The sequence below is a fragment of the Escherichia sp. B1147 genome (genome assembly GCF_001660175.1).
Classification (GTDB): Bacteria; Pseudomonadota; Gammaproteobacteria; order Enterobacterales; family Enterobacteriaceae; genus Escherichia; species Escherichia whittamii.
Map to the genome: position 1 here is coordinate 227,469 of NZ_LFHY01000005.1, position 19,396 is coordinate 246,864.

Genomic DNA, 19,396 nt, shown 5'->3' on the forward strand with positions numbered 1-19,396 from the left:
AGTTAAGACTATGATCAGGTCAGACCACTTTATATATTTTTTTACAGGGGAGTGTTATGGGTCAGGTTTTACCGCTGGTTACCCGTCAGGGCGATCGTATCGCCATCGTTAGCGGGTTACGTACGCCTTTTGCCCGCCAGGCGACGGCTTTTCATGGCATTCCTGCTGTTGACTTGGGAAAGATGGTCGTAGGTGAATTGCTGGCACGCAGCGAAATTCCCGCAGAAGTGATTGAGCAACTGGTCTTCGGCCAGGTTGTGCAAATGCCAGAAGCGCCCAATATTGCGCGTGAAATTGTTCTCGGTACTGGAATGAATGTGCATACCGATGCTTACAGCGTCAGCCGCGCTTGCGCTACCAGTTTCCAGGCCGTCGCGAACGTTGCTGAAAGCCTGATGGCGGGAACTATTCGAGCGGGGATTGCCGGTGGGGCAGATTCCTCTTCGGTATTGCCAATTGGCGTCAGTAAAAAATTGGCGCGCGTGTTGGTGGATGTCAACAAAGCTCGAACCATGAGCCAACGGCTGAAACTCTTTTCTCGCCTGCGTTTGCGTGACTTAATGCCCGTACCGCCTGCGGTGGCGGAGTATTCCACCGGATTACGGATGGGTGACACCGCCGAACAAATGGCGAAAACGTATGGCATCACCCGTGAACAGCAAGATGCGTTGGCCCACCGTTCGCATCAGCGTGCTGCCCAGGCATGGTCAGACGGTAAATTAAATGAAGAAGTCATGACCGCGTATATCCCGCCTTATAAACAGCCTCTCGCGGAAGATAATAATATTCGCGGCAATTCCACGCTTGCCGATTACGCAAAACTGCGCCCGGCGTTTGATCGTAAACACGGAACGGTAACGGCGGCAAACAGTACGCCGCTGACCGATGGCGCGGCAGCGGTGATCCTGATGACTGAATCCCGGGCGAAAGAATTAGGGCTGATACCGCTGGGATACCTGCGTAGCTACGCATTTACCGCTATTGATGTCTGGCAGGATATGCTGCTCGGCCCGGCCTGGTCAACACCGCTGGCGTTGGAACGTGCTGGTTTGACAATGGCCGATCTGACGTTGATTGATATGCACGAAGCGTTTGCCGCCCAGGCTCTGGCCAATATTCAGTTGCTTGGCAGCGAACGTTTTGCTCGCGACGTACTGGGGCGTGCACATGCCACAGGAGAAGTGGACGATAGCAAATTTAACGTGCTTGGCGGCTCGATTGCTTACGGGCATCCCTTCGCGGCGACCGGCGCGCGGATGATTACTCAGACCTTACACGAACTTCGCCGTCGTGGCGGTGGATTTGGTTTGGTGACCGCCTGTGCCGCAGGTGGGCTTGGTGCGGCAATGGTTCTGGAGGCGGAATAATGGAAATGGCATCAGCGTTTACTCTTAATGTCCGTCTGGACAATATTGCCATCATCACCATCGACGTTCCCGGCGAGAAAATGAACACCCTGAAGGCGGAATTTGCCTCGCAGGTCCGCGCCATTATTAAGCAACTCCGCGAAAACAAAGATCTGCGCGGTGTGGTGTTTATCTCTGCGAAACCGGACAACTTTATCGCTGGCGCAGATATCAACATGATCGGCAACTGCAAAACGGCGCAAGAAGCGGAAGCACTGGCGCGGCAGGGGCAACAGTTGATGGCGGAGATTCATGCTCTGCCAGTTCCGGTTATTGCCGCTATTCACGGTGCCTGCCTGGGGGGCGGGCTGGAGTTGGCGCTGGCGTGTCATGGCCGCGTCTGTACTGACGATCCTAAAACTGTCCTCGGTTTGCCGGAAGTACAACTTGGATTGTTACCCGGTTCAGGCGGTACTCAGCGTTTACCGCGCCTGACAGGCGTCAGCACAGCATTAGAGATGATCCTCACCGGAAAACAACTTCGGGCGAAACAGGCATTAAAGCTGGGGCTGGTGGATGACGTCGTTCCGCACTCCATTTTACTGGAAGCCGCAGTTGAGCTGGCGAAGCAGGATCGTCCATCTTCCCGCCCTCTACCTGTACGCGAGCGTATTCTGGCAGGACCGTTAGGTCGTGCACTGCTGTTCAAAATGGTAGGCAAGAAAACCGAGCAGAAAACTCAGGGTAACTATCCGGCGACAAAACGCATCCTTGACGTTATTGAAACCGGATTAGCGCAGGGGACCAGCAGTGGCTATGACGCCGAAGCCAGGGCGTTTGGTGAACTGGCGATGACGCCGCAATCGCAGGCTTTGCGTAGTATCTTTTTTGCCAGTACTGAAGTGAAGAAAGATCCCGGCAGTGATGCTCCGCCTGCGCCATTAAACAGCGTGGGGATTTTAGGTGGTGGCTTGATGGGCGGTGGAATTGCCTACGTTACTGCCTGTAAAGCGGGTCTGCCGGTAAGAATTAAAGATATCAATGCCCAGGGCATAAATCATGCGCTGAAATACAGTTGGGATCAGCTGGAGGGCAAAGTGCGTCGCCGACATCTCAAAGCCAGCGAACGTGACAAACAACTGGCATTAATTTCGGGAACGACGGATTATCGCGGCTTTGCCCATCGCGATCTGATTATTGAAGCGGTGTTTGAAAATCTCGAATTAAAACAAAAGATGGTGGCGGAAGTGGAGCAAAATTGCGCCGCTCATACCATCTTTGCTTCGAATACTTCATCTTTACCGATTGGCGATATCGCCGCTCACGCCACGCGACCAGAGCAAATTATCGGTCTGCATTTCTTCAGCCCGGTAGAAAAAATGCCGCTGGTGGAGATCATTCCTCATGCGGGGACATCGGCGCAAACCATCGCCACCACGGTAAAACTGGCGAAAAAACAGGGCAAAACGCCGATTGTGGTAAAGGATAAAGCCGGGTTTTATGTCAATCGCATCTTAGCGCCTTATATTAACGAAGCTATCCGCATGTTGACCGAAGGTGAACGTGTTGAGCAGATTGATGCCGCGCTGGTGAAGTTTGGTTTTCCGGTAGGGCCAATCCAACTTTTGGATGAGGTAGGAATTGATACCGGGACTAAAATTATTCCTGTACTGGAAGCAACTTATGGAGAACGTTTTAGCGCGCCTGCAAATGTTGTTTCTTCAATTTTGAATGATGATCGCAAAGGCAGAAAAAATGGCCGAGGTTTCTATCTTTATGGCCAAAAAGGGCGTAAAAGCAAAAAACAGGTCGATCCCGCCATTTACCCGCTAATTGGTGCGCAAGGGCAGGGGCGACTCTCCGCACCGCAGGTTGCTGAACGGTGTGTGATGTTGATGCTGAATGAAGCAGTACGTTGTCTGGACGAGCAGGTTATCCGAAGTGTGCGTGACGGGGATATTGGCGCGGTATTTGGAATAGGTTTTCCTCCGTTTCTTGGTGGCCCATTCCGCTATATCGATGCTCTCGGCGCGGGGAAAGTGGTTGCAATAATGCAACGGCTGGCCACGCAGTATGGTTCTCGTTTCATCCCTTGCGAGCGTTTAGTAGAGATGGGCGAGCGTGGGGAAAGTTTTTGGAAAACAAGTGCAACAGACCCTCATTAAAAGGGTCAAAGCTATATGAATCCGCGCTGAATGGCGGCGTATTGGTCAATGTGTAAACGCATGTTGACTATTCTTACGCCATTGAGGTAAAAAACAGCGTTTCATTCGGTGAATGGATAAGGCACAATGCCGGCCACCGTTTTCTTTTTTGGGTTTCAGATGAAAGAAGACGGGCGAATCTGGTTAACAAAAGCGGTGCAATATGCAAGTTTTTATCATGCGTCACGGCGACGCAGCCCTCGATGCCGCCAGTGATTCGGTTCGTCCCCTGACCACTAACGGTTGTGACGAATCTCGCCTGATGGCGAACTGGCTGAAAGGTCAAAAAGTGGAAATCGAACGCGTTCTGGTGAGCCCGTTCCTGCGAGCCGAGCAAACACTGGAGGAAGTAGGGGATTGTCTGAACCTGCCTTCCAGTGCAGAAGTTCTGCCGGAGTTAACGCCCTGCGGCGATGCCGGTCTGGTCAGTGCCTATTTGCAGGCGTTGACCAATGAAGGTGTTGCTTCGGTGTTGGTTATCTCCCATTTACCGTTAGTTGGGTATCTGGTTGCCGAGTTATGTCCGGGCGAAACGCCGCCTATGTTTACCCCCTCGGCCATTGCCAGCGTAACGCTTGATGAAAGCGGAAACGGCACATTCAACTGGCAGATGAGCCCGTGTAATTTGAAGGTGGCGAAAGCTATCTGATTCGTTTGAAAAGATGCCCGATGTAAGGTTTACACCGGGCATCTGCCTTCTTGCAATACGATGAATTTATTCAATATCGCTGATGGAGTCGGTGTGCTTCAATGGTGGTATGTTGAGTGAAAATCGTATCCGCGCATAAATTTTTATTTGAAATATTCCGCTCTGTGGATAGACCATGCCACTCATTTAATGGCGGGTGTTTTTTCGCATATCTGAACTAACGAAACATATAAAAGGAATAGGTAAATATATTATTTAGTCTTAATTTTATATTGCTTGTAGCGTTTAAATATTATATTTCACCAAAGTTAGAATTACAATCCAGTTATTTCCCTTTGTCTATTTTATGAACAAATGGTATTTGTTTTTGGTATGCCAGCAATGCTTTTTAACCATTTTATTGGACTTTTATAAGATTATCCTGATAAATGGGTGCTGTTTTTTATATATTAAGAAGCTCTACATTCAATCGTTAGTAAATTTAATTTGTATTGCGTTCCTGAAAATATCACCATCCACCCACACCAAAGAATATCTTCTTATGCGACCTATTTTCTTGTTAGTTAGATCGGATAGCTTATTCAATGGCTGGGTATAAATAATTGCTATTGACTGAATCAATGTATTGCAATGTTTATATTTTTAATTATTTATGGTTTAAGGACAAATAATGAGTAAGTTTGTAAAAACAGCTATTGCTGCAACAATGGTAATGGGGGCGTTCGCTTCTACTTCAACAATCGCTGCTGGCAACAACGGTACTGCACGTTTCTACGGCACCATTGAAGATTCCCCGTGCTCCATCGTTCCTGATGATCACAAACTGGAAGTCGATATGGGTGACATTGGTTCGGGGATCCTGAAAAACAACGGGACTTCCACACCAAAAAATTTCCAGATCCATCTGCAAGACTGTGTGTTTGACACTCAGACAACCATGACCACGACCTTCACCGGTAACGTGTCCTCTGCCAACAGCGGCAATTACTACACCATTTACAATACTGACACCGGCGCGGCATTTAACAATGTCAGCCTGGCGATTGGTGACGCTCAGGGTACCTCTTACAAAAGTGGCATGGGCATCGACCAGGCAATCGTAAAAGATACTTCTACCAACAAAGGCAAAGCGAAGCAGACTCTGAACTTTAAAGCCTGGCTGGTGGGTGCTGCTGATGCGCCAGATTTAGGTAACTTTGAAGCGAACACAACGTTCCAGGTTACTTATCTCTAAGTGATATCCCCATAGCTTTCGGGCTATGGGGTTTTTAAATGGAATTCGCGCAAATTATAATAATTACGGATGGATACGTATATGCCTGACCATTCTCTTTTCCGACTACGGGTACTTCCCTGCTGCATTGCACTGGCAATGTCCGGGAGTTATGTCAATGCCTGGGCTGAAGATGAAATTCAGTTTGATTCCCGTTTTCTGGAGTTAAAAGGCGATACAAAAATCGATCTGAAGCGATTTTCCAGCCAGGGGTATGTCGAACCTGGGAAATATAATTTACAGGTTCAGCTAAATAAACAGCCTCTGACGGAAGAACACGATATCTATTGGTACGCCTCTGAGAACGATGCCAGTAAAACCTATGCTTGCCTGACACCTGAACTGGTCGCCCAGTTTGGTTTAAAAGAAGACGTGGCGAAAAATCTGCACTGGATCCATGACGGTAAATGTCTGAAACCCGGCCAACTGGAAGGGATGGACATTAAAGCTGACCTGAGTCAGTCGGCGTTAATCATTTCATTACCACAAGCTTATCTCGAATATACCTATATTGACTGGGACCCGCCTTCACGCTGGGATGATGGTATTTCTGGTTTAATCGCTGACTACAGTCTGACCGCCCAGACACGACACGAAGAAAATGGCGGCGACGACTCTAACGAGATCAGCGGTAACGGGACGGTCGGGGTTAACCTCGGCGCGTGGCGTCTGCGTGCCGACTGGCAGACCGACTACCAGCACAGCAAAAGCAATAATGACGATGTTATCAGCGGTGATGACACGCAAAAAAACTGGGAGTGGAGTCGCTACTACGCCTGGCGGGCTTTGCCGTCATTAAAAGCCAAACTCGGCCTTGGTGAAGACTACCTTAATTCTGATATTTTCGACGGCTTTAACTACGTGGGGGGCAGTATCAGCACCGACGATCAAATGTTGCCGCCGAATCTGCGCGGTTATGCGCCGGATATTTCCGGCGTGGCGCACACTACCGCGAAAGTGACCGTTAGCCAGATGGGCCGCGTCATCTACGAGACGCAGGTCCCTGCGGGGCCATTCCGCATCCAGGATCTTGGTGATTCTGTTTCTGGCACGCTGCACATCCGCATTGAAGAACAGAACGGTCAGGTGCAGGAATATGACATCAACACTGCCTCTATGCCGTTCCTGACTCGCCCTGGCCAGGTGCGTTATAAACTGATGATGGGACGCCCGCAGGAGTGGGGGCATCACGTAGAAGGCGGTTTCTTCTCTGGCGGAGAAGCCTCCTGGGGGATTGCCAACGGCTGGTCGCTGTACGGCGGCGCGCTGGCGGATGAACATTATCAATCGGCTGCGCTTGGCGTTGGTCGCGATCTGTCTGTATTTGGCGCGGTCGCCTTTGATATTACTCACTCGCATACTCACCTGGATAAAGACACCGCCTACGGTAAAGGTTCGCTGGACGGTAACTCGTTTCGCGTGAGTTATTCCAAAGACTTTGATCAGCTCAACAGCCGCGTCACCTTTGCCGGATACCGCTTCTCGGAAGAGAACTTCATGACCATGAGCGAGTATCTTGATGCCAGCGATAGCGAAATGGTCCGCACCGGCAATGATAAAGAGATGTACACCGCCACCTATAACCAGAATTTCAGAGATGCCGGTGTTTCTGTTTATCTCAACTATACCCGCCATACCTACTGGGATCGCGACGAGCAGACCAACTACAACATCATGCTCTCGCACTACTTCAATTTAGGCAGTATCCGCAATATGAGCATTTCCATGACAGGATACCGCTACGAGTATGACAACCAGTCCGATAAAGGTGTGTACATTTCGCTCAGTATGCCGTGGGGTGACAGCAGCACCATCAGCTATAACGGCAACTATGGTAGCGGTTCGGATAGCAGTCAGGTGGGATATTTCAGCCGTGTTGATGACGCAACTCACTACCAGTTGAACGTGGGCACCAGTGACCATCACTCCAGCGTTGATGGCTATTACAGCCACGATGGCTCGCTGGCACAGGTAGATCTCAGTGCCAACTACCATGAAGGGCAGTACACCTCGGCAGGGATTTCTCTTCAGGGCGGAGCAACACTCACCGCGCAAGGTGGTGCGCTCCATCGGACCCAGAATATGGGCGGCACGCGTCTGTTAATTGATGCTGATGGCGTGGCCGGTGTTCCGGTCGAAGGAAATGGCGCAGCGGTTTACACCAATATGTTCGGTAAAGCCGTGGTGGCAGACGTCAACAACTACTACCGCAACCAGGCGTATATCGACCTTAACAACCTACCGGAAAACGCTGAAGCTACTCAGTCCGTGGTGCAGGCAACGCTCACCGAAGGGGCCATTGGCTACCGTAAATTCTCGGTGATCAGCGGGCAAAAAGCGATGGCAGTACTGCGTCTGCAAGATGGCAGCTATCCACCGTTTGGCGCGGAAGTGAAAAACGATAACGCGCAGAATGTCGGTCTGGTTGATGATGACGGCAACGTCTATCTCGCGGGTGTAAAAGCAGGCGAGCATATGACCGTTTCATGGGGCAGTGTTGCCCATTGCGATATTCATCTACCTGACCCGCTGCCTGCCGATCTGTTCAATGGTTTGTTATTGCCATGCCAGCAAACAGGGGCGACATCTCCCTCGGAGCCAAATGATATTAAGCCGGCTATCCAGGAACAGACCAAACAGGTTGCGCCAACAGAACCGCCGATATCGGTATCAGCTAACTAATAACGTGATTAAGGAATGATCCATGAAGAATCTATTTTGTTCTGCTAAAACAGCAGCAACGACGCTGGCGTTACTGTTAACTGCTACCAGCTTGTCAGCTCAGGCATCGGTCACCCCGGACCGGACTCGTTTGATTTTTAATGAAAGCGACAAGTCGATTAGCGTTACGCTGCGCAATAACGACCAAAAAATGCCGTATCTGGCGCAAAGCTGGATGGAGGATGAGCAGGGGAACAAGATTAGCTCGCCGCTGACGGTACTGCCGCCTGTGCAGCGCATCGATGCCATGATGAACGGTCAGGTGAAGGTGCAGGGTATGCCGGATATCAACAAGCTGCCTGCCGATCGTGAAAGCATGTTTTATTTCAACGTGCGCGAGATCCCGCCAAAATCGAACAAACCTAACACGCTACAGATTGCGTTACAGACGCGCATCAAGCTGTTCTGGCGACCAAAGGCGCTGGAAAAGACCAGTATGAAAAACCCGTGGCAGCACAAGGTGACCTTAACCCGTAGCGGTCAGGAATTTATCGTCAACAACCCGACGCCTTACTACGTCATTCTCAGCAACGCCAGCACGCAAAAAAACGGCACTCCGGCAGCGGGATTTTCGCCGTTGGTGATATCGCCAAAAACCTCCGTGCCGTTAAAGGTCAAAATGGATAGCGTTCCGGTGCTCACGTATGTGAATGACTTCGGGGCGCGTATGCCGCTGTTCTTCACCTGTACGGGCAACACCTGCCAGGTAGATGCAGAGCAGAGCCGCAAAGGCTGATGCCGGGGGAGCGACATGAGACAAATTTTTCTTACCGGGGCAGTTGCCATGCTGTTGGCCTGTAACGTGGCGGGGAATGTTGCCAGTGCGGAAACAAAACCCGTCAATCTGGAACTCATTGTCAGGGTGGATATGCCGCCGCCCTGTACCGTTACCGGCAGTGCGGTGGAGTTTGGCGATGTGGTGATCGCCAGTATTGATGGCAACAACTACCGTCAGAACGCAGCGTATACCCTCGATTGTTCAGGACGTCTTTCAGACGATCTGCGGATGCAACTGAAAGGCACCACCACTACGGTGAACGGTGAGACTGTACTGGATGCAGGCATTGCCGGGTTTGGCATCCGTATCGAAAACGCCGCCGATAACTCACTGTTTTCCATCGGTGAAAATAACTGGACGCCTTTTGCGGTTAATAGCCTGCCGGAACTGAAGGCTGTGCCGGTAAAACAGAGCGGCGTACAACTCACACCAGCGGAATTTAACGCCAGTATGACGATGGTGGTGGATTACCAATGAAACGACTCGCACTTTTCCTGATTTGTGGTGTATGCGGGGGCGTTCAGGCCTCGCCGGATATTACCTTTCACGGCACGCTGGTGTCGCCACCTGCCTGCACGATCAACGAAGGCCAGACCATTGAACTAGAGTTTCGTGATGTGCTTATCGACAGTATTGACGGCAACTACGCCCGCCAGGAGGTGCCGTACACCATTAAATGTGATTCGGACTACCGGAATACAGCCTGGGAGATGACGCTCACCTGGACGGGTACGCAAACCAGTTACAACGATGCGGCAATCGAAACCGATGTTCCTGGATTCGGTATTCAGCTTTTGCAAAATGGGCAACGTTTTCAACTCAATACCCCGCTGCTCATTAATGCCACGGATTTTACACAAAAGCCGAAGCTGGAAGCTGTTCCGGTGAAAGCGAGCGGCGCCACATTAAACGACGGCACGTTTTCAGCGTACGCAACATTACGGGTGGATTATCAATGAAGACAAAGACCGGTTGTATGCTCCTGGCAAGTCTCATGCTAACTGCCAGTGAAACCACATTGGCGGCGGACAATCTGCATTTTTACGGCAATTTGTTAAGTAAAACCTGCACCCTGGTGGTGGAGGGCGACGTGCTGGCGGAAGTGCATTTCCCCACCATCAGCAGTCAGGATTTAATGGTCGCGGGGCAATCTGCCCGGGTGCCGGTGGTCTTTAAGCTAAAAGATTGCAAAGGCCCGGCGGATTACCAGGTGAAAGTCACGCTGACTGGTACGGAAGATAGCGAACAGCCAGGTTTTCTGGCACTTGATTCGGCTTCGGGTGCGCAAGGGGTAGGAATAGGTATGGAAAAGTTCGACGGAACGTGGGTACCTCTTAACGACACTACTGGCGCGATTTTCAATCTCAGTAATGGCGCGAATAACCTCAATTTTAATACCTGGTTGCAGGCGAAAAGCGGTCGTGACGTAACCTCGGGTGACTTCACCGCCAGCCTGATCGCCACTTTTGAGTACATTTAAAATGAAAATAATACGATGTTTTTTGGGCGTACTGACACTGATGTTATTTAGCCTGGCGGCCCATGCAGAGGATTTTATGATGTATACCCCGATGGGAGCCCCAAGCTTCGCCGCACACATGGTATTTAAGCTGGAGGTGGTGACTTCAACAGGGGTGTATACAGGGGAGTATGAGTCCAGTAACCCCCATATACTCACAACTGGTAATTTGAGGCTTATAAGCTGGAATGGGCCGGCTGGTATACCGGCACCGACAATTAATTTTTTGCAAGCATACGGTTTACCCGATTCAACGTGCCCGGGTATTACCAGTGTTCCTTCTACCAGCGGCAAAGGTTGGGATTGTTATGAGGCTGATTTGAAGGTTTCAGTAACAGGAGACGTGCAAGGGTGTCCGTGGTTGGTATCGAGCCAGATTACAACTACGGATGAAGGGGCCGTAGGGGCAACATATACAGGGCCAAAGACTCATAACTCTGCCTGCCCCTCAATACCGCTGGCGACATATGATGTATCCTGGGATAAGAATACGGTGTTGCATAAAAAAACGTTAAATCTGCAATCAACCGACGCCGTAGGGGGAATCATCGAGAAAACCCTATCGACTTATTTAATGGAAAGCCAGAAGTTGTGTGACGGTAGTCAGTTTGACGATCGTGGAGCCAATTGCCGCTTTGTATCGCAGATGATCACCTTTACGACATCAGGCTGCGACGATGCTAAAGTGACGGTGACGCCAATTCCACATCCGATTACCGACGAGCAACTGCATGATATTGTGGTGCGTGTGGACACCAGTGCATTGCAACCTATTGATTCAACGTGTCGATTCCAGTATGTGCTGAATATGCTTTAGCACATCGCATCCGGTGGTTGTGCGCAGATGCCTGATGCGACGTTGACGCGTCTTATCAGGCTTACAGACGATACCAATTTGTAAGCCGGATAAGGCGTTTACGCCGCATCCGGCATTCGATGCCAGCAGTCAGGGTGAAATGGCAAAACGCATCCGCCTCCTGGTATTCAAGGTAACTCCGGCGGCAGCCACTCTTCCACTTCAATCAACACTAACAACGCCGCATCTCCGCCGTACTCTTTCGGCGCCTGGTGAAATGCCATTACATGCGGATGTTGCGCCAGCCACAGCGGCGTTTGCTGTTTCAAAATATGCTTACCATGACCATGCATCACGCAGGCGCAAAACACATGCTCACGGCGGCAGGCGGCAATCAATGCGCCTAACTCTTGTTTGGCTTGCAATTGCGTCAGACCATGCAAATCTAAAAACAGCTCTGGTGAATAATCACCACGACGCAGTTTCTTCGCCTCAAAATGGCTCACATCCGGGCGGACATATTTAACCGGACCTTCGGTATTTAATAACGGTTGAAACTCATCGGAGAAATAATGACTGGCATCAGCCTGTTCCTGAATCAACCGCTTCACCGGCACTTCGCTGATTTTTTTACGCTGCGGTCGGTGGACAATTGTGTCCTGCTTAATCTTGCGAGTGCCCGCCATCAACTGGCGAAACAGTGCCTGGTCCTCCTCGCTGAGTGTTGTTTTCTTTTTCATTTATGTATCTCTGTTTTAATTTTCCTACAGTTTACCCGACTCGCAGCGCAATCGATCGGTCAAAACGTATTTTTCCTGCGTCATCGCCGCGTGAATGCTGATTTATCGTCATCTTCATGGCAAACTAGCCGCCGAAATTAATGCGACCATGCCCTGGAGGAATACGTGGATAAAATTTTCGTTGATGAAGCAGTAAATGAGCTGCAAACCATTCAGGACATGTTGCGCTGGTCGGTTAGCCGCTTCAGCGCGGCAAATATCTGGTACGGCCACGGCACCGACAACCCGTGGGATGAAGCGGTGCAACTGGTATTGCCATCGCTCTATCTGCCGCTGGATATTCCGGAAGATATGCGCAACGCCCGCCTGACCTCCAGCGAAAAACACCGTATTGTTGAGCGTGTGATCCGCCGCGTCAACGATCGCGTTCCGGTGGCCTATCTGACCAACAAAGCCTGGTTCTGCGGCCATGAATTTTACGTCGATGAACGCGTGCTGGTGCCGCGCTCACCGATTGGTGAACTGATCAACAATAAGTTTGCCGGACTTATCAGCAAGCAACCGCAACATATTCTGGATATGTGCACTGGTAGCGGTTGCATCGCCATTGCCTGCGCTTATGCCTTCCCGGAAGCGGAAGTCGACGCGGTAGATATCTCTCCCGACGCGCTGGCGGTAGCCGAACAGAACATCGAAGAACATGGTCTGATCCACAACGTCATTCCGATTCGTTCCGATCTGTTCCGTGACTTGCCGAAAGTGCAGTACGACCTGATCGTCACTAACCCGCCGTATGTTGATGCGGAAGATATGTCCGACCTGCCAAACGAATATCGTCACGAGCCGGAACTGGGCCTGGCATCTGGCACTGACGGCCTGAAACTGACGCGCCGCATTCTCGGTAACGCGGCAGATTACCTTGCTGATGATGGCGTGCTGATTTGTGAAGTGGGCAACAGCATGGTACATCTTATGGAACAATATCCGGATGTTCCGTTCACCTGGCTGGAGTTTGATAACGGCGGCGATGGTGTGTTTATGCTCACTAAAGCGCAGCTTATTGCGGCACGGGAACATTTTGGAATTTATAAAGATTAAATTTACTCGTCATTCTTCAAGTTGCATGTGCTGCGTCTGCGCTCGTTCACCCCAGTCACTTACTTCTGTAAGCTCCTGGGGATTCACTCACTTGTCGCCTTCCTGCAACTTGAATTATTTAGAGTAAAAAATGCAAACACAACAATAACGGAGCCGTGATGGCTGGAAACACAATTGGACAACTCTTTCGCGTAACCACCTTCGGCGAATCGCACGGGCTGGCGCTCGGCTGCATCGTCGATGGTGTTCCGCCAGGAATTCCGCTGACGGAAGCGGATCTGCAACATGATCTCGACCGTCGTCGCCCTGGGACCTCGCGCTATACCACCCAGCGTCGTGAACCGGATCAGGTAAAAATTCTCTCCGGCGTTTTTGAAGGTGTTACCACTGGTACAAGTATTGGCCTGCTGATCGAAAACACCGATCAGCGTTCCCAGGATTACAGCGCAATTAAAGACGTTTTCCGTCCAGGCCATGCCGATTACACCTACGAACAAAAATACGGTCTGCGCGACTATCGCGGCGGTGGACGCTCCTCCGCCCGTGAAACCGCCATGCGCGTTGCGGCAGGGGCGATTGCCAAAAAATATCTCGCGGAGAAATTTGGCATCGAAATTCGCGGCTGCCTGACCCAGATGGGCGACATTCCCCTGGAAATCAAAGACTGGTCGCAGGTCGAACAAAATCCTTTCTTCTGCCCGGACCCGGACAAAATCGACGCGTTAGATGAACTGATGCGCGCGCTGAAAAAAGAGGGTGACTCCATCGGCGCGAAAGTCACTGTGGTGGCAAGTGGTGTACCCGCAGGACTTGGCGAACCGGTATTTGATCGTCTGGATGCCGACATCGCTCATGCGCTGATGAGCATCAACGCGGTGAAAGGTGTGGAAATTGGCGATGGTTTTGACGTGGTGGCGCTGCGTGGCAGCCAGAACCGCGACGAAATCACCAAAGAAGGTTTTCAGAGCAACCATGCAGGCGGCATTCTTGGCGGTATCAGCAGTGGGCAGCAAATCATTGCCCATATGGCGCTGAAGCCAACCTCCAGCATTACTGTGCCTGGGCGCACGATCAATCGCTTTGGCGAAGAAGTTGAGATGATCACCAAAGGTCGCCACGATCCCTGTGTCGGGATCCGCGCCGTGCCGATCGCAGAAGCGATGCTGGCAATCGTTTTAATGGATCACCTGTTACGGCAGCGGGCGCAAAATGCCGATGTGAAGACTGATATTCCACGCTGGTAAAACATGAACAAAACCGCGATTGCGCTACTGGCCCTGCTTGCCAGTAGCGTCAGCCAGGCAGCGACGCCGTGGCAAAAAATAACCCAACCTGTGCCGGGTAGCGCACAATCGATAGGTAGTTTTTCTAATGGTTGTATCGTCGGCGCTGACACGTTGCCGATACAGTCCGAACATTATCAGGTCATGCGTACCGATCAGCGTCGCTATTTCGGTCACCCGGATCTGGTGATGTTTATCCAGCGTCTGAGTAGCCAGGTGAACAATCTGGGCTTGGGTACGGTGCTGATTGGCGATATGGGAATGCCCGCTGGTGGGCGTTTCAACGGCGGTCACGCCAGTCACCAGACCGGACTGGATGTCGATATCTTCCTGCAACTGCCAAAAACACGCTGGACCTCCGCGCAGCTCTTGCGCCCGCAGGCATTAGATCTGGTTTCCCGTGATGGCAAGCGTGTCGTTCCTACTCTGTGGAAGCCGGAAATTTTCAGCTTGATCAAACTCGCCGCCCAGGACAAAGACGTCACGCGCATTTTTGTTAATCCGGCGATTAAACAACAACTTTGCCTTGATGCGGGTACCGATCGCGACTGGTTACGAAAAGTGCGACCCTGGTTCCAGCATCGCGCACATATGCATGTACGATTACGTTGTCCTGCCGATAGTCTGGAGTGTGAAGATCAACCTTTACCACCACCGGGCGATGGTTGCGGGGCAGAACTGCAAAGCTGGTTTGAACCTCCAAAACCGGGAACAACAAAGCCTGAGAAGAAGACACCGCCTCCGTTGCCGCCTTCCTGCCAGGCGCTACTGGATGAGCACGTGATCTAATGGAAACGTTTAATAGCCTGTTTATGGTTTCCCCGCTGTTGCTGGGAGTCCTCTTTTTTGTCGCCATGCTGGCGGGATTTATCGACTCGATTGCCGGTGGTGGTGGGTTACTTACCATTCCGGCGCTAATGGCGGCGGGGATGTCTCCAGCTAACGCGCTGGCAACCAATAAACTGCAAGCTTGTGGTGGCTCAATCTCGGCCACTATCTATTTTATTCGCCGCAAAGTCGTCAGTTTAAGCGACCAAAAACTCAATATCGCCATGACCTTTGTTGGCTCAATGAGCGGCGCACTGCTGGTGCAATATGTTCAGGCCGATATATTACGGCAGATATTGCCCATCCTGGTGATTTGCATCGGCCTCTATTTCTTACTGATGCCCAAACTGGGAGAAGAAGATCGCCAGCGCCGGATGTACGGTTTGCCCTTCGCGTTAATTGCCGGTGGCTGCGTCGGTTTTTATGACGGATTCTTTGGTCCGGCAGCAGGATCGTTTTATGCGCTGGCCTTCGTTACGCTGTGCGGATTCAACCTTGCCAAAGCCACTGCCCACGCAAAATTACTCAACGCGACTTCAAACATCGGCGGTTTGCTGCTGTTTATTCTCGGCGGCAAAGTGATCTGGGCAACGGGATTCGTGATGCTGGTGGGGCAGTTCCTCGGCGCACGTATGGGTTCAAGACTGGTGTTGAGCAAAGGACAAAAGCTGATCCGCCCGATGATCGTAATCGTCTCGGCGGTGATGAGTGCCAAATTACTTTATGATAGCCATGGACAGGAGATCCTCCACTGGTTGGGGATGAACTAATGAACACTACACACCACTACGAGCAGTTGATTGAAATTTTTAATAGCTGCTTTGCCGATGAATTTAATACCCGTCTGATTAAAGGCGACGACGAACCGATCTATCTTCCTGCTGATGCGGAAGTACCGTATAACCGAATCGTCTTCGCTCATGGCTTTTATGCCAGCGCCATCCATGAGATTTCGCACTGGTGCATTGCCGGGAAAGCGCGCCGTGAGCTGGTTGACTTCGGCTACTGGTATTGCCCGGACGGACGCGATGCCCAAACGCAAAGCCAGTTTGAAGATGTTGAAGTTAAGCCGCAGGCGCTTGACTGGTTGTTCTGCGTGGCGGCGGGATATCCGTTTAACGTCAGTTGCGACAATCTGGAAGGGGATTTCGAACCGGATCGCGTGGTGTTCCAGCGGCGGGTACATGCGCAGGTGATGGATTATCTGGCAAACGGCATTCCGGAACGTCCGGCACGCTTCATAAACGCATTACAAAATTATTATCACACGCCGGAACTTACGGCGGAACAGTTCCCGTGGCCGGAAGCGCTCAACTAAAGCCAGCGCCACGTTTTACAATGAGGAAAGAAGATGATCGCGGAGTTTGAATCACGCATTCTGGCATTAATCGACGGTATGGTTGACCATGCCAGTGATGATGAGTTGTTTGCCAGTGGGTATTTGCGTGGACACCTGACATTAGCCATCGCAGAACTGGAAAGTGGTGATGACCACTCCGCTCAGGCGGTGCATACGACCGTTAGCCAGAGTCTGGAAAAAGCCATTGGCGCGGGTGAATTGTCGCCGCGTGACCAGGCGCTGGTAACCGATATGTGGGAACACCTGTTTCAGCAGGCTTCACAGCAGTAATTTGTTAGCGTCTGGAGCATAATGCCTGATGCGACGCTTACCGCGTCTTATCAGGCCTACAGGTTACACGTAGGTCGGATAAGGCGTTCACGCCGCATCCAACATTGATTGCACCATGCCTGATGCGACGCTTACCGCGTCTTATTAGGCCTACACGTTACACGTAGGTCGGATAAGGCGTTCACGCCGCATCCGACATTGATTGCACCATGCCTGATGCGACGCTTACCGCGTCTTATTAGGCCTACACGTTACACGTAGGTCGGATAAGGCGTTCACGCCGCATCCGACATTGATTGCACCATGCCTGATGCGACGCTTACCGCGTTTTATTAGGCCTACATGTTACACGTAGGTCGGATAAGGCGTTCCCGCCGCATCCGACAATCAATGCCAAAGCAGATTACCCGACCTTAACCGCTTTACCTTTCAATAACTTCCGCACCCATAACCGATTCGGGTTTAACGCCGCCAGCGTACTGGCATCCATCGGAATTGGTTCTTCACTCATCTGCGCCGCCAGAATTTCGGCGCATAGCGGGGCAGAGCACAAACCACGCGAACCCAAAGCAGCTAGCATAAAGAGATCGGTATAAACCGGTGCGCTGACCGCGTTTTCTTTCTGTTCTGCCAGCGAGGCATATTCCGCGAGTGTTGCGTCATAATCAGGCACGTTGCCCACCATTGGCAGATGATCGCGGGTGGCACAACGTACACCGCAACGAGCGTCTTTATCACTGACATCAACTTCTTTCGCCCACTGCGCTTGCGGGAAACAATCAATCAACCGCTGGCGGTTCTGCTGCTGATCCTCCTCACTGTACGCTGTCTCTTCACTACCGCGATGGTAACTGGCACCAATACAATGGTGCTGATTCGCCGGATTTTGTGGCGTGAGATAACCGTCATAGCACAGCACCTTCTTCAGCGTCGCCAGTTCCGGCGTTGTCGGAATATGGCTGACCTGACCGGCAACCGAATATACCGGCAGAGATGATGTTTGGCTGAAACGGCTGATTTGATGCCCGTTCGCCAGTACCACCACGCTATGCGTCGCTTGCTGATTATTCTTAAAACTCAACAACCAACAGTCATCTTTACGGGATAAATCTTGTAACTGATGTTGATAATGAATCTGCAAACCTTGCTGTTCTGCCAGTTCCAGCACATTACGTGTCAGTTCCGCCGGACACAGCCAGCCACCCTGCGGATAAGTAATGCCGCCGCAATGGGTCGCAACGCCCGTAATTTGTTCAACCTCATTTGCCTCAACGGCAACAGCCAACTCTGCGGGTAAATCCATCGACAGCATCTGTGCGATTTTATGCTGACTTTTTTCATCCCAGCCTAACTGCGTGACGCCGCACCAGTCATGATCAAATTTAACGGGCAATAAATCATAAATCCGACGAGCAAAAGTAAACGCATTAGAGAAAAAGCGGTTTAGCGATTCATCGTGTTTACTTAAGAGCGGATACAGCGCTCCCTGACGATTGCCGGAAGCACCCAGCGCGGGGGCTTCATCCGCGCAATAAAGCGTTACCTGCCAGCCGCGACGTAATAGCGCCAGTGACAACAACGCGCTGGCAATACCGCCGCCGATAATCGCCGCTTCCCGTTTGCTGCTGCCCGTACGGTTAAACCACGGCGTGGAGCAGGGGAGTGGTAATGTCTGTTCCATCACCCCGCAAAGCATTTCCCGTTTTCGCCCAAAGCCCTTACGCTTTTGCATTGTGAATCCGGCTTCCTGCAAACCACGGCGGACAAAACCGGCAGACGTAAAGGTTGCCAGCGTGCCGCCAGGGCGCGCCAGTCGGGCCATTGCATTAAACAGGTTTTGCGTCCACATATCCGGGTTTTTCGCGGGCGCAAAGCCGTCCAGAAACCAGGCATCCACTTTTTGATTCAGCGAATCGTCCAGTTGGCTGGTCAGTTCGTTAATATCGCCAAACCATAAATCCAGCGTTACGCGGCCTTCATCGAGCAATAACCGATGGCAACCGGGCAGGGGTAAAGGCCACTGTGCCTGAAGCTGTTCCGCCCACGGCGCCAGTTCTGGCCAGTGTTGGTGCGCTAACGCTAAATCAGCACGAGTGAGGGGAAATTTCTCAAAACTAATGAAATGTAAGCGTTGTAACTGCGCCTGCGGATGCGCTTCGCGAAACTGAGCAAATGCCTGCCATAGCGTCAGGAAGTTTAATCCGGTGCCGAAGCCGCTTTCTCCTACCACAAACAAAGGATGTGGATGACAGGGGAAGCGTGCCTCTAATTGGTTACCCCCAAGAAAAACATAACGCGTCTCTTCCAGTCCGTTATCGTTGGAAAAATAGACATCGTCAAAATCTCGGGAAACAGGTGTACCCTCAGCATTAAATTCGAGGTTGGCAGGTTGTATGGAGTAGTGTTTCACGTAAGTTACTCGTCTTACAGGCGGTGACTCGATCTTAGCGATGTGTGCCAGGCTGCGCAAATTTCTCTATTAATTGGCTGATCGGACTTGTTCGGCGTACAAGTGTACGCTATTGTGCATT

General features: G+C 51.3%; 18 protein-coding genes. 16 read left to right on the forward strand and 2 right to left on the reverse strand.

All coding sequences use genetic code 11. The annotated features are described in order from the left end of the window. Positions 1–56: 56 nt before the first annotated feature. From fadI to A9180_RS04315, 10 genes are all read left to right on the forward strand, one after another. Positions 57–1,367 carry an acetyl-CoA C-acyltransferase FadI gene (gene fadI / locus A9180_RS04270; RefSeq protein ID WP_064526454.1) on the forward strand — a complete coding sequence of 437 codons (1,311 nt, stop codon included), beginning with the start codon at positions 57–59 and terminating at the stop codon, positions 1,365–1,367. Further along, a complete protein-coding gene (gene fadJ, locus A9180_RS04275; RefSeq protein WP_064526457.1) occupies positions 1,367–3,511 on the forward strand; it encodes a fatty acid oxidation complex subunit alpha FadJ in 2,145 nt (714 codons plus the stop codon). Before fadI ends, fadJ begins: the two co-directional genes overlap by 1 nt. A gap of 202 nt (positions 3,512–3,713) precedes the next feature. Next, positions 3,714–4,199, forward strand: a complete 486-nt coding sequence (gene sixA, locus A9180_RS04280) for a phosphohistidine phosphatase SixA (RefSeq protein ID WP_064526460.1) — start codon at positions 3,714–3,716, stop codon at positions 4,197–4,199. A gap of 670 nt (positions 4,200–4,869) precedes the next feature. Further along, positions 4,870–5,433 carry a fimbrial protein gene (locus A9180_RS04285; protein WP_064526463.1) on the forward strand — a complete coding sequence of 188 codons (564 nt, stop codon included), beginning with the start codon at positions 4,870–4,872 and terminating at the stop codon, positions 5,431–5,433. An 81-nt stretch (positions 5,434–5,514) separates the two neighbouring features. Continuing rightward, positions 5,515–8,154: a fimbrial biogenesis outer membrane usher protein gene (locus A9180_RS04290; protein WP_064526468.1), complete on the forward strand. Its 2,640-nt coding sequence runs from the start codon at positions 5,515–5,517 to the stop codon at positions 8,152–8,154. Positions 8,155–8,176: 22 nt separating this feature from the next. Then, the gene (locus A9180_RS04295; RefSeq protein WP_064526471.1) at positions 8,177–8,929 is read left to right on the forward strand and encodes a fimbria/pilus periplasmic chaperone; all 753 of its coding nucleotides are present in this window, start codon (positions 8,177–8,179) and stop codon (positions 8,927–8,929) included. Positions 8,930–8,944: 15 nt separating this feature from the next. Then, positions 8,945–9,448 (forward strand): fimbrial protein, encoded by a 504-nt coding sequence (locus tag A9180_RS04300; RefSeq protein WP_064526474.1) that lies wholly within the window; start codon positions 8,945–8,947, stop codon positions 9,446–9,448. Continuing rightward, on the forward strand, positions 9,445–9,930 hold the full coding sequence (locus A9180_RS04305) for a fimbrial protein (protein ID WP_064526477.1): 486 nt from the start codon (positions 9,445–9,447) through the stop codon (positions 9,928–9,930). Before A9180_RS04300 ends, A9180_RS04305 begins: the two co-directional genes overlap by 4 nt. Beyond that, complete coding sequence (locus tag A9180_RS04310) at positions 9,927–10,451, forward strand: fimbrial protein (protein WP_064526480.1); 525 nt, start codon at positions 9,927–9,929, stop codon at positions 10,449–10,451. The genes A9180_RS04305 and A9180_RS04310 overlap by 4 nt, the downstream gene beginning before the upstream one ends. Before the next feature lie 118 nt (positions 10,452–10,569). Further along, entirely contained in the window at positions 10,570–11,307 is a 738-nt protein-coding gene (locus A9180_RS04315; protein WP_316246019.1) for a StfH/YfcO family fimbrial adhesin, read from the forward strand. A 167-nt stretch (positions 11,308–11,474) separates the two neighbouring features. Here A9180_RS04315 and smrB read toward each other — a convergent pair whose 3' ends face one another. After that, positions 11,475–12,026, reverse strand: a complete 552-nt coding sequence (gene smrB, locus A9180_RS04320) for an endonuclease SmrB (protein ID WP_000730806.1) — start codon at positions 12,024–12,026, stop codon at positions 11,475–11,477. Between the two features lie 165 nt (positions 12,027–12,191). On the opposite strand from smrB, the gene prmB reads away from it, so the two are divergent. The 6 genes from prmB (at position 12,192) to A9180_RS04350 (ending at position 16,865) form a co-directional block, all read left to right on the forward strand. Next, on the forward strand, positions 12,192–13,124 hold the full coding sequence (prmB, locus tag A9180_RS04325; protein ID WP_064526487.1) for a 50S ribosomal protein L3 N(5)-glutamine methyltransferase: 933 nt from the start codon (positions 12,192–12,194) through the stop codon (positions 13,122–13,124). A gap of 158 nt (positions 13,125–13,282) precedes the next feature. Further along, positions 13,283–14,368 (forward strand): chorismate synthase, encoded by a 1,086-nt coding sequence (aroC, locus tag A9180_RS04330; protein WP_064526490.1) that lies wholly within the window; start codon positions 13,283–13,285, stop codon positions 14,366–14,368. A gap of 3 nt (positions 14,369–14,371) precedes the next feature. Beyond that, positions 14,372–15,196 (forward strand): penicillin-insensitive murein endopeptidase, encoded by an 825-nt coding sequence (gene mepA / locus A9180_RS04335; protein ID WP_064526493.1) that lies wholly within the window; start codon positions 14,372–14,374, stop codon positions 15,194–15,196. Continuing rightward, entirely contained in the window at positions 15,196–16,005 is an 810-nt protein-coding gene (locus tag A9180_RS04340) for a sulfite exporter TauE/SafE family protein (protein ID WP_064526496.1), read from the forward strand. Before mepA ends, A9180_RS04340 begins: the two co-directional genes overlap by 1 nt. Next, entirely contained in the window at positions 16,005–16,553 is a 549-nt protein-coding gene (gene epmC / locus A9180_RS04345) for an elongation factor P hydroxylase (RefSeq protein WP_064526500.1), read from the forward strand. The genes A9180_RS04340 and epmC overlap by 1 nt, the downstream gene beginning before the upstream one ends. A gap of 33 nt (positions 16,554–16,586) precedes the next feature. After that, positions 16,587–16,865, forward strand: a complete 279-nt coding sequence (locus A9180_RS04350; protein WP_000559761.1) for a YfcL family protein — start codon at positions 16,587–16,589, stop codon at positions 16,863–16,865. A gap of 403 nt (positions 16,866–17,268) precedes the next feature. Here the strand turns inward: A9180_RS04350 and mnmC are convergent, their stop codons facing one another. After that, positions 17,269–19,275 carry a bifunctional tRNA (5-methylaminomethyl-2-thiouridine)(34)-methyltransferase MnmD/FAD-dependent 5-carboxymethylaminomethyl-2-thiouridine(34) oxidoreductase MnmC gene (gene mnmC, locus A9180_RS04355; protein ID WP_064526503.1) on the reverse strand — a complete coding sequence of 669 codons (2,007 nt, stop codon included), beginning with the start codon at positions 19,273–19,275 and terminating at the stop codon, positions 17,269–17,271. Between the last annotated feature and the right edge of the window lie 121 nt (positions 19,276–19,396).

Coding starts and splice junctions, on each gene's coding strand:
- fadI (WP_064526454.1), top strand. CDS start 57: ATGGGTCAGGTTTTACCGCTGGTTACCCGTCAGGGCGATCGTATCGCC.
- fadJ (WP_064526457.1), top strand. CDS start 1,367: ATGGAAATGGCATCAGCGTTTACTCTTAATGTCCGTCTGGACAATATT.
- sixA (WP_064526460.1), top strand. CDS start 3,714: ATGCAAGTTTTTATCATGCGTCACGGCGACGCAGCCCTCGATGCCGCC.
- A9180_RS04285 (WP_064526463.1), top strand. CDS start 4,870: ATGAGTAAGTTTGTAAAAACAGCTATTGCTGCAACAATGGTAATGGGG.
- A9180_RS04290 (WP_064526468.1), top strand. CDS start 5,515: ATGCCTGACCATTCTCTTTTCCGACTACGGGTACTTCCCTGCTGCATT.
- A9180_RS04295 (WP_064526471.1), top strand. CDS start 8,177: ATGAAGAATCTATTTTGTTCTGCTAAAACAGCAGCAACGACGCTGGCG.
- A9180_RS04300 (WP_064526474.1), top strand. CDS start 8,945: ATGAGACAAATTTTTCTTACCGGGGCAGTTGCCATGCTGTTGGCCTGT.
- A9180_RS04305 (WP_064526477.1), top strand. CDS start 9,445: ATGAAACGACTCGCACTTTTCCTGATTTGTGGTGTATGCGGGGGCGTT.
- A9180_RS04310 (WP_064526480.1), top strand. CDS start 9,927: ATGAAGACAAAGACCGGTTGTATGCTCCTGGCAAGTCTCATGCTAACT.
- A9180_RS04315 (WP_316246019.1), top strand. CDS start 10,570: ATGGTATTTAAGCTGGAGGTGGTGACTTCAACAGGGGTGTATACAGGG.
- smrB (WP_000730806.1), bottom strand. CDS start 12,026: ATGAAAAAGAAAACAACACTCAGCGAGGAGGACCAGGCACTGTTTCGC.
- aroC (WP_064526490.1), top strand. CDS start 13,283: ATGGCTGGAAACACAATTGGACAACTCTTTCGCGTAACCACCTTCGGC.
- mepA (WP_064526493.1), top strand. CDS start 14,372: ATGAACAAAACCGCGATTGCGCTACTGGCCCTGCTTGCCAGTAGCGTC.
- A9180_RS04340 (WP_064526496.1), top strand. CDS start 15,196: ATGGAAACGTTTAATAGCCTGTTTATGGTTTCCCCGCTGTTGCTGGGA.
- epmC (WP_064526500.1), top strand. CDS start 16,005: ATGAACACTACACACCACTACGAGCAGTTGATTGAAATTTTTAATAGC.
- A9180_RS04350 (WP_000559761.1), top strand. CDS start 16,587: ATGATCGCGGAGTTTGAATCACGCATTCTGGCATTAATCGACGGTATG.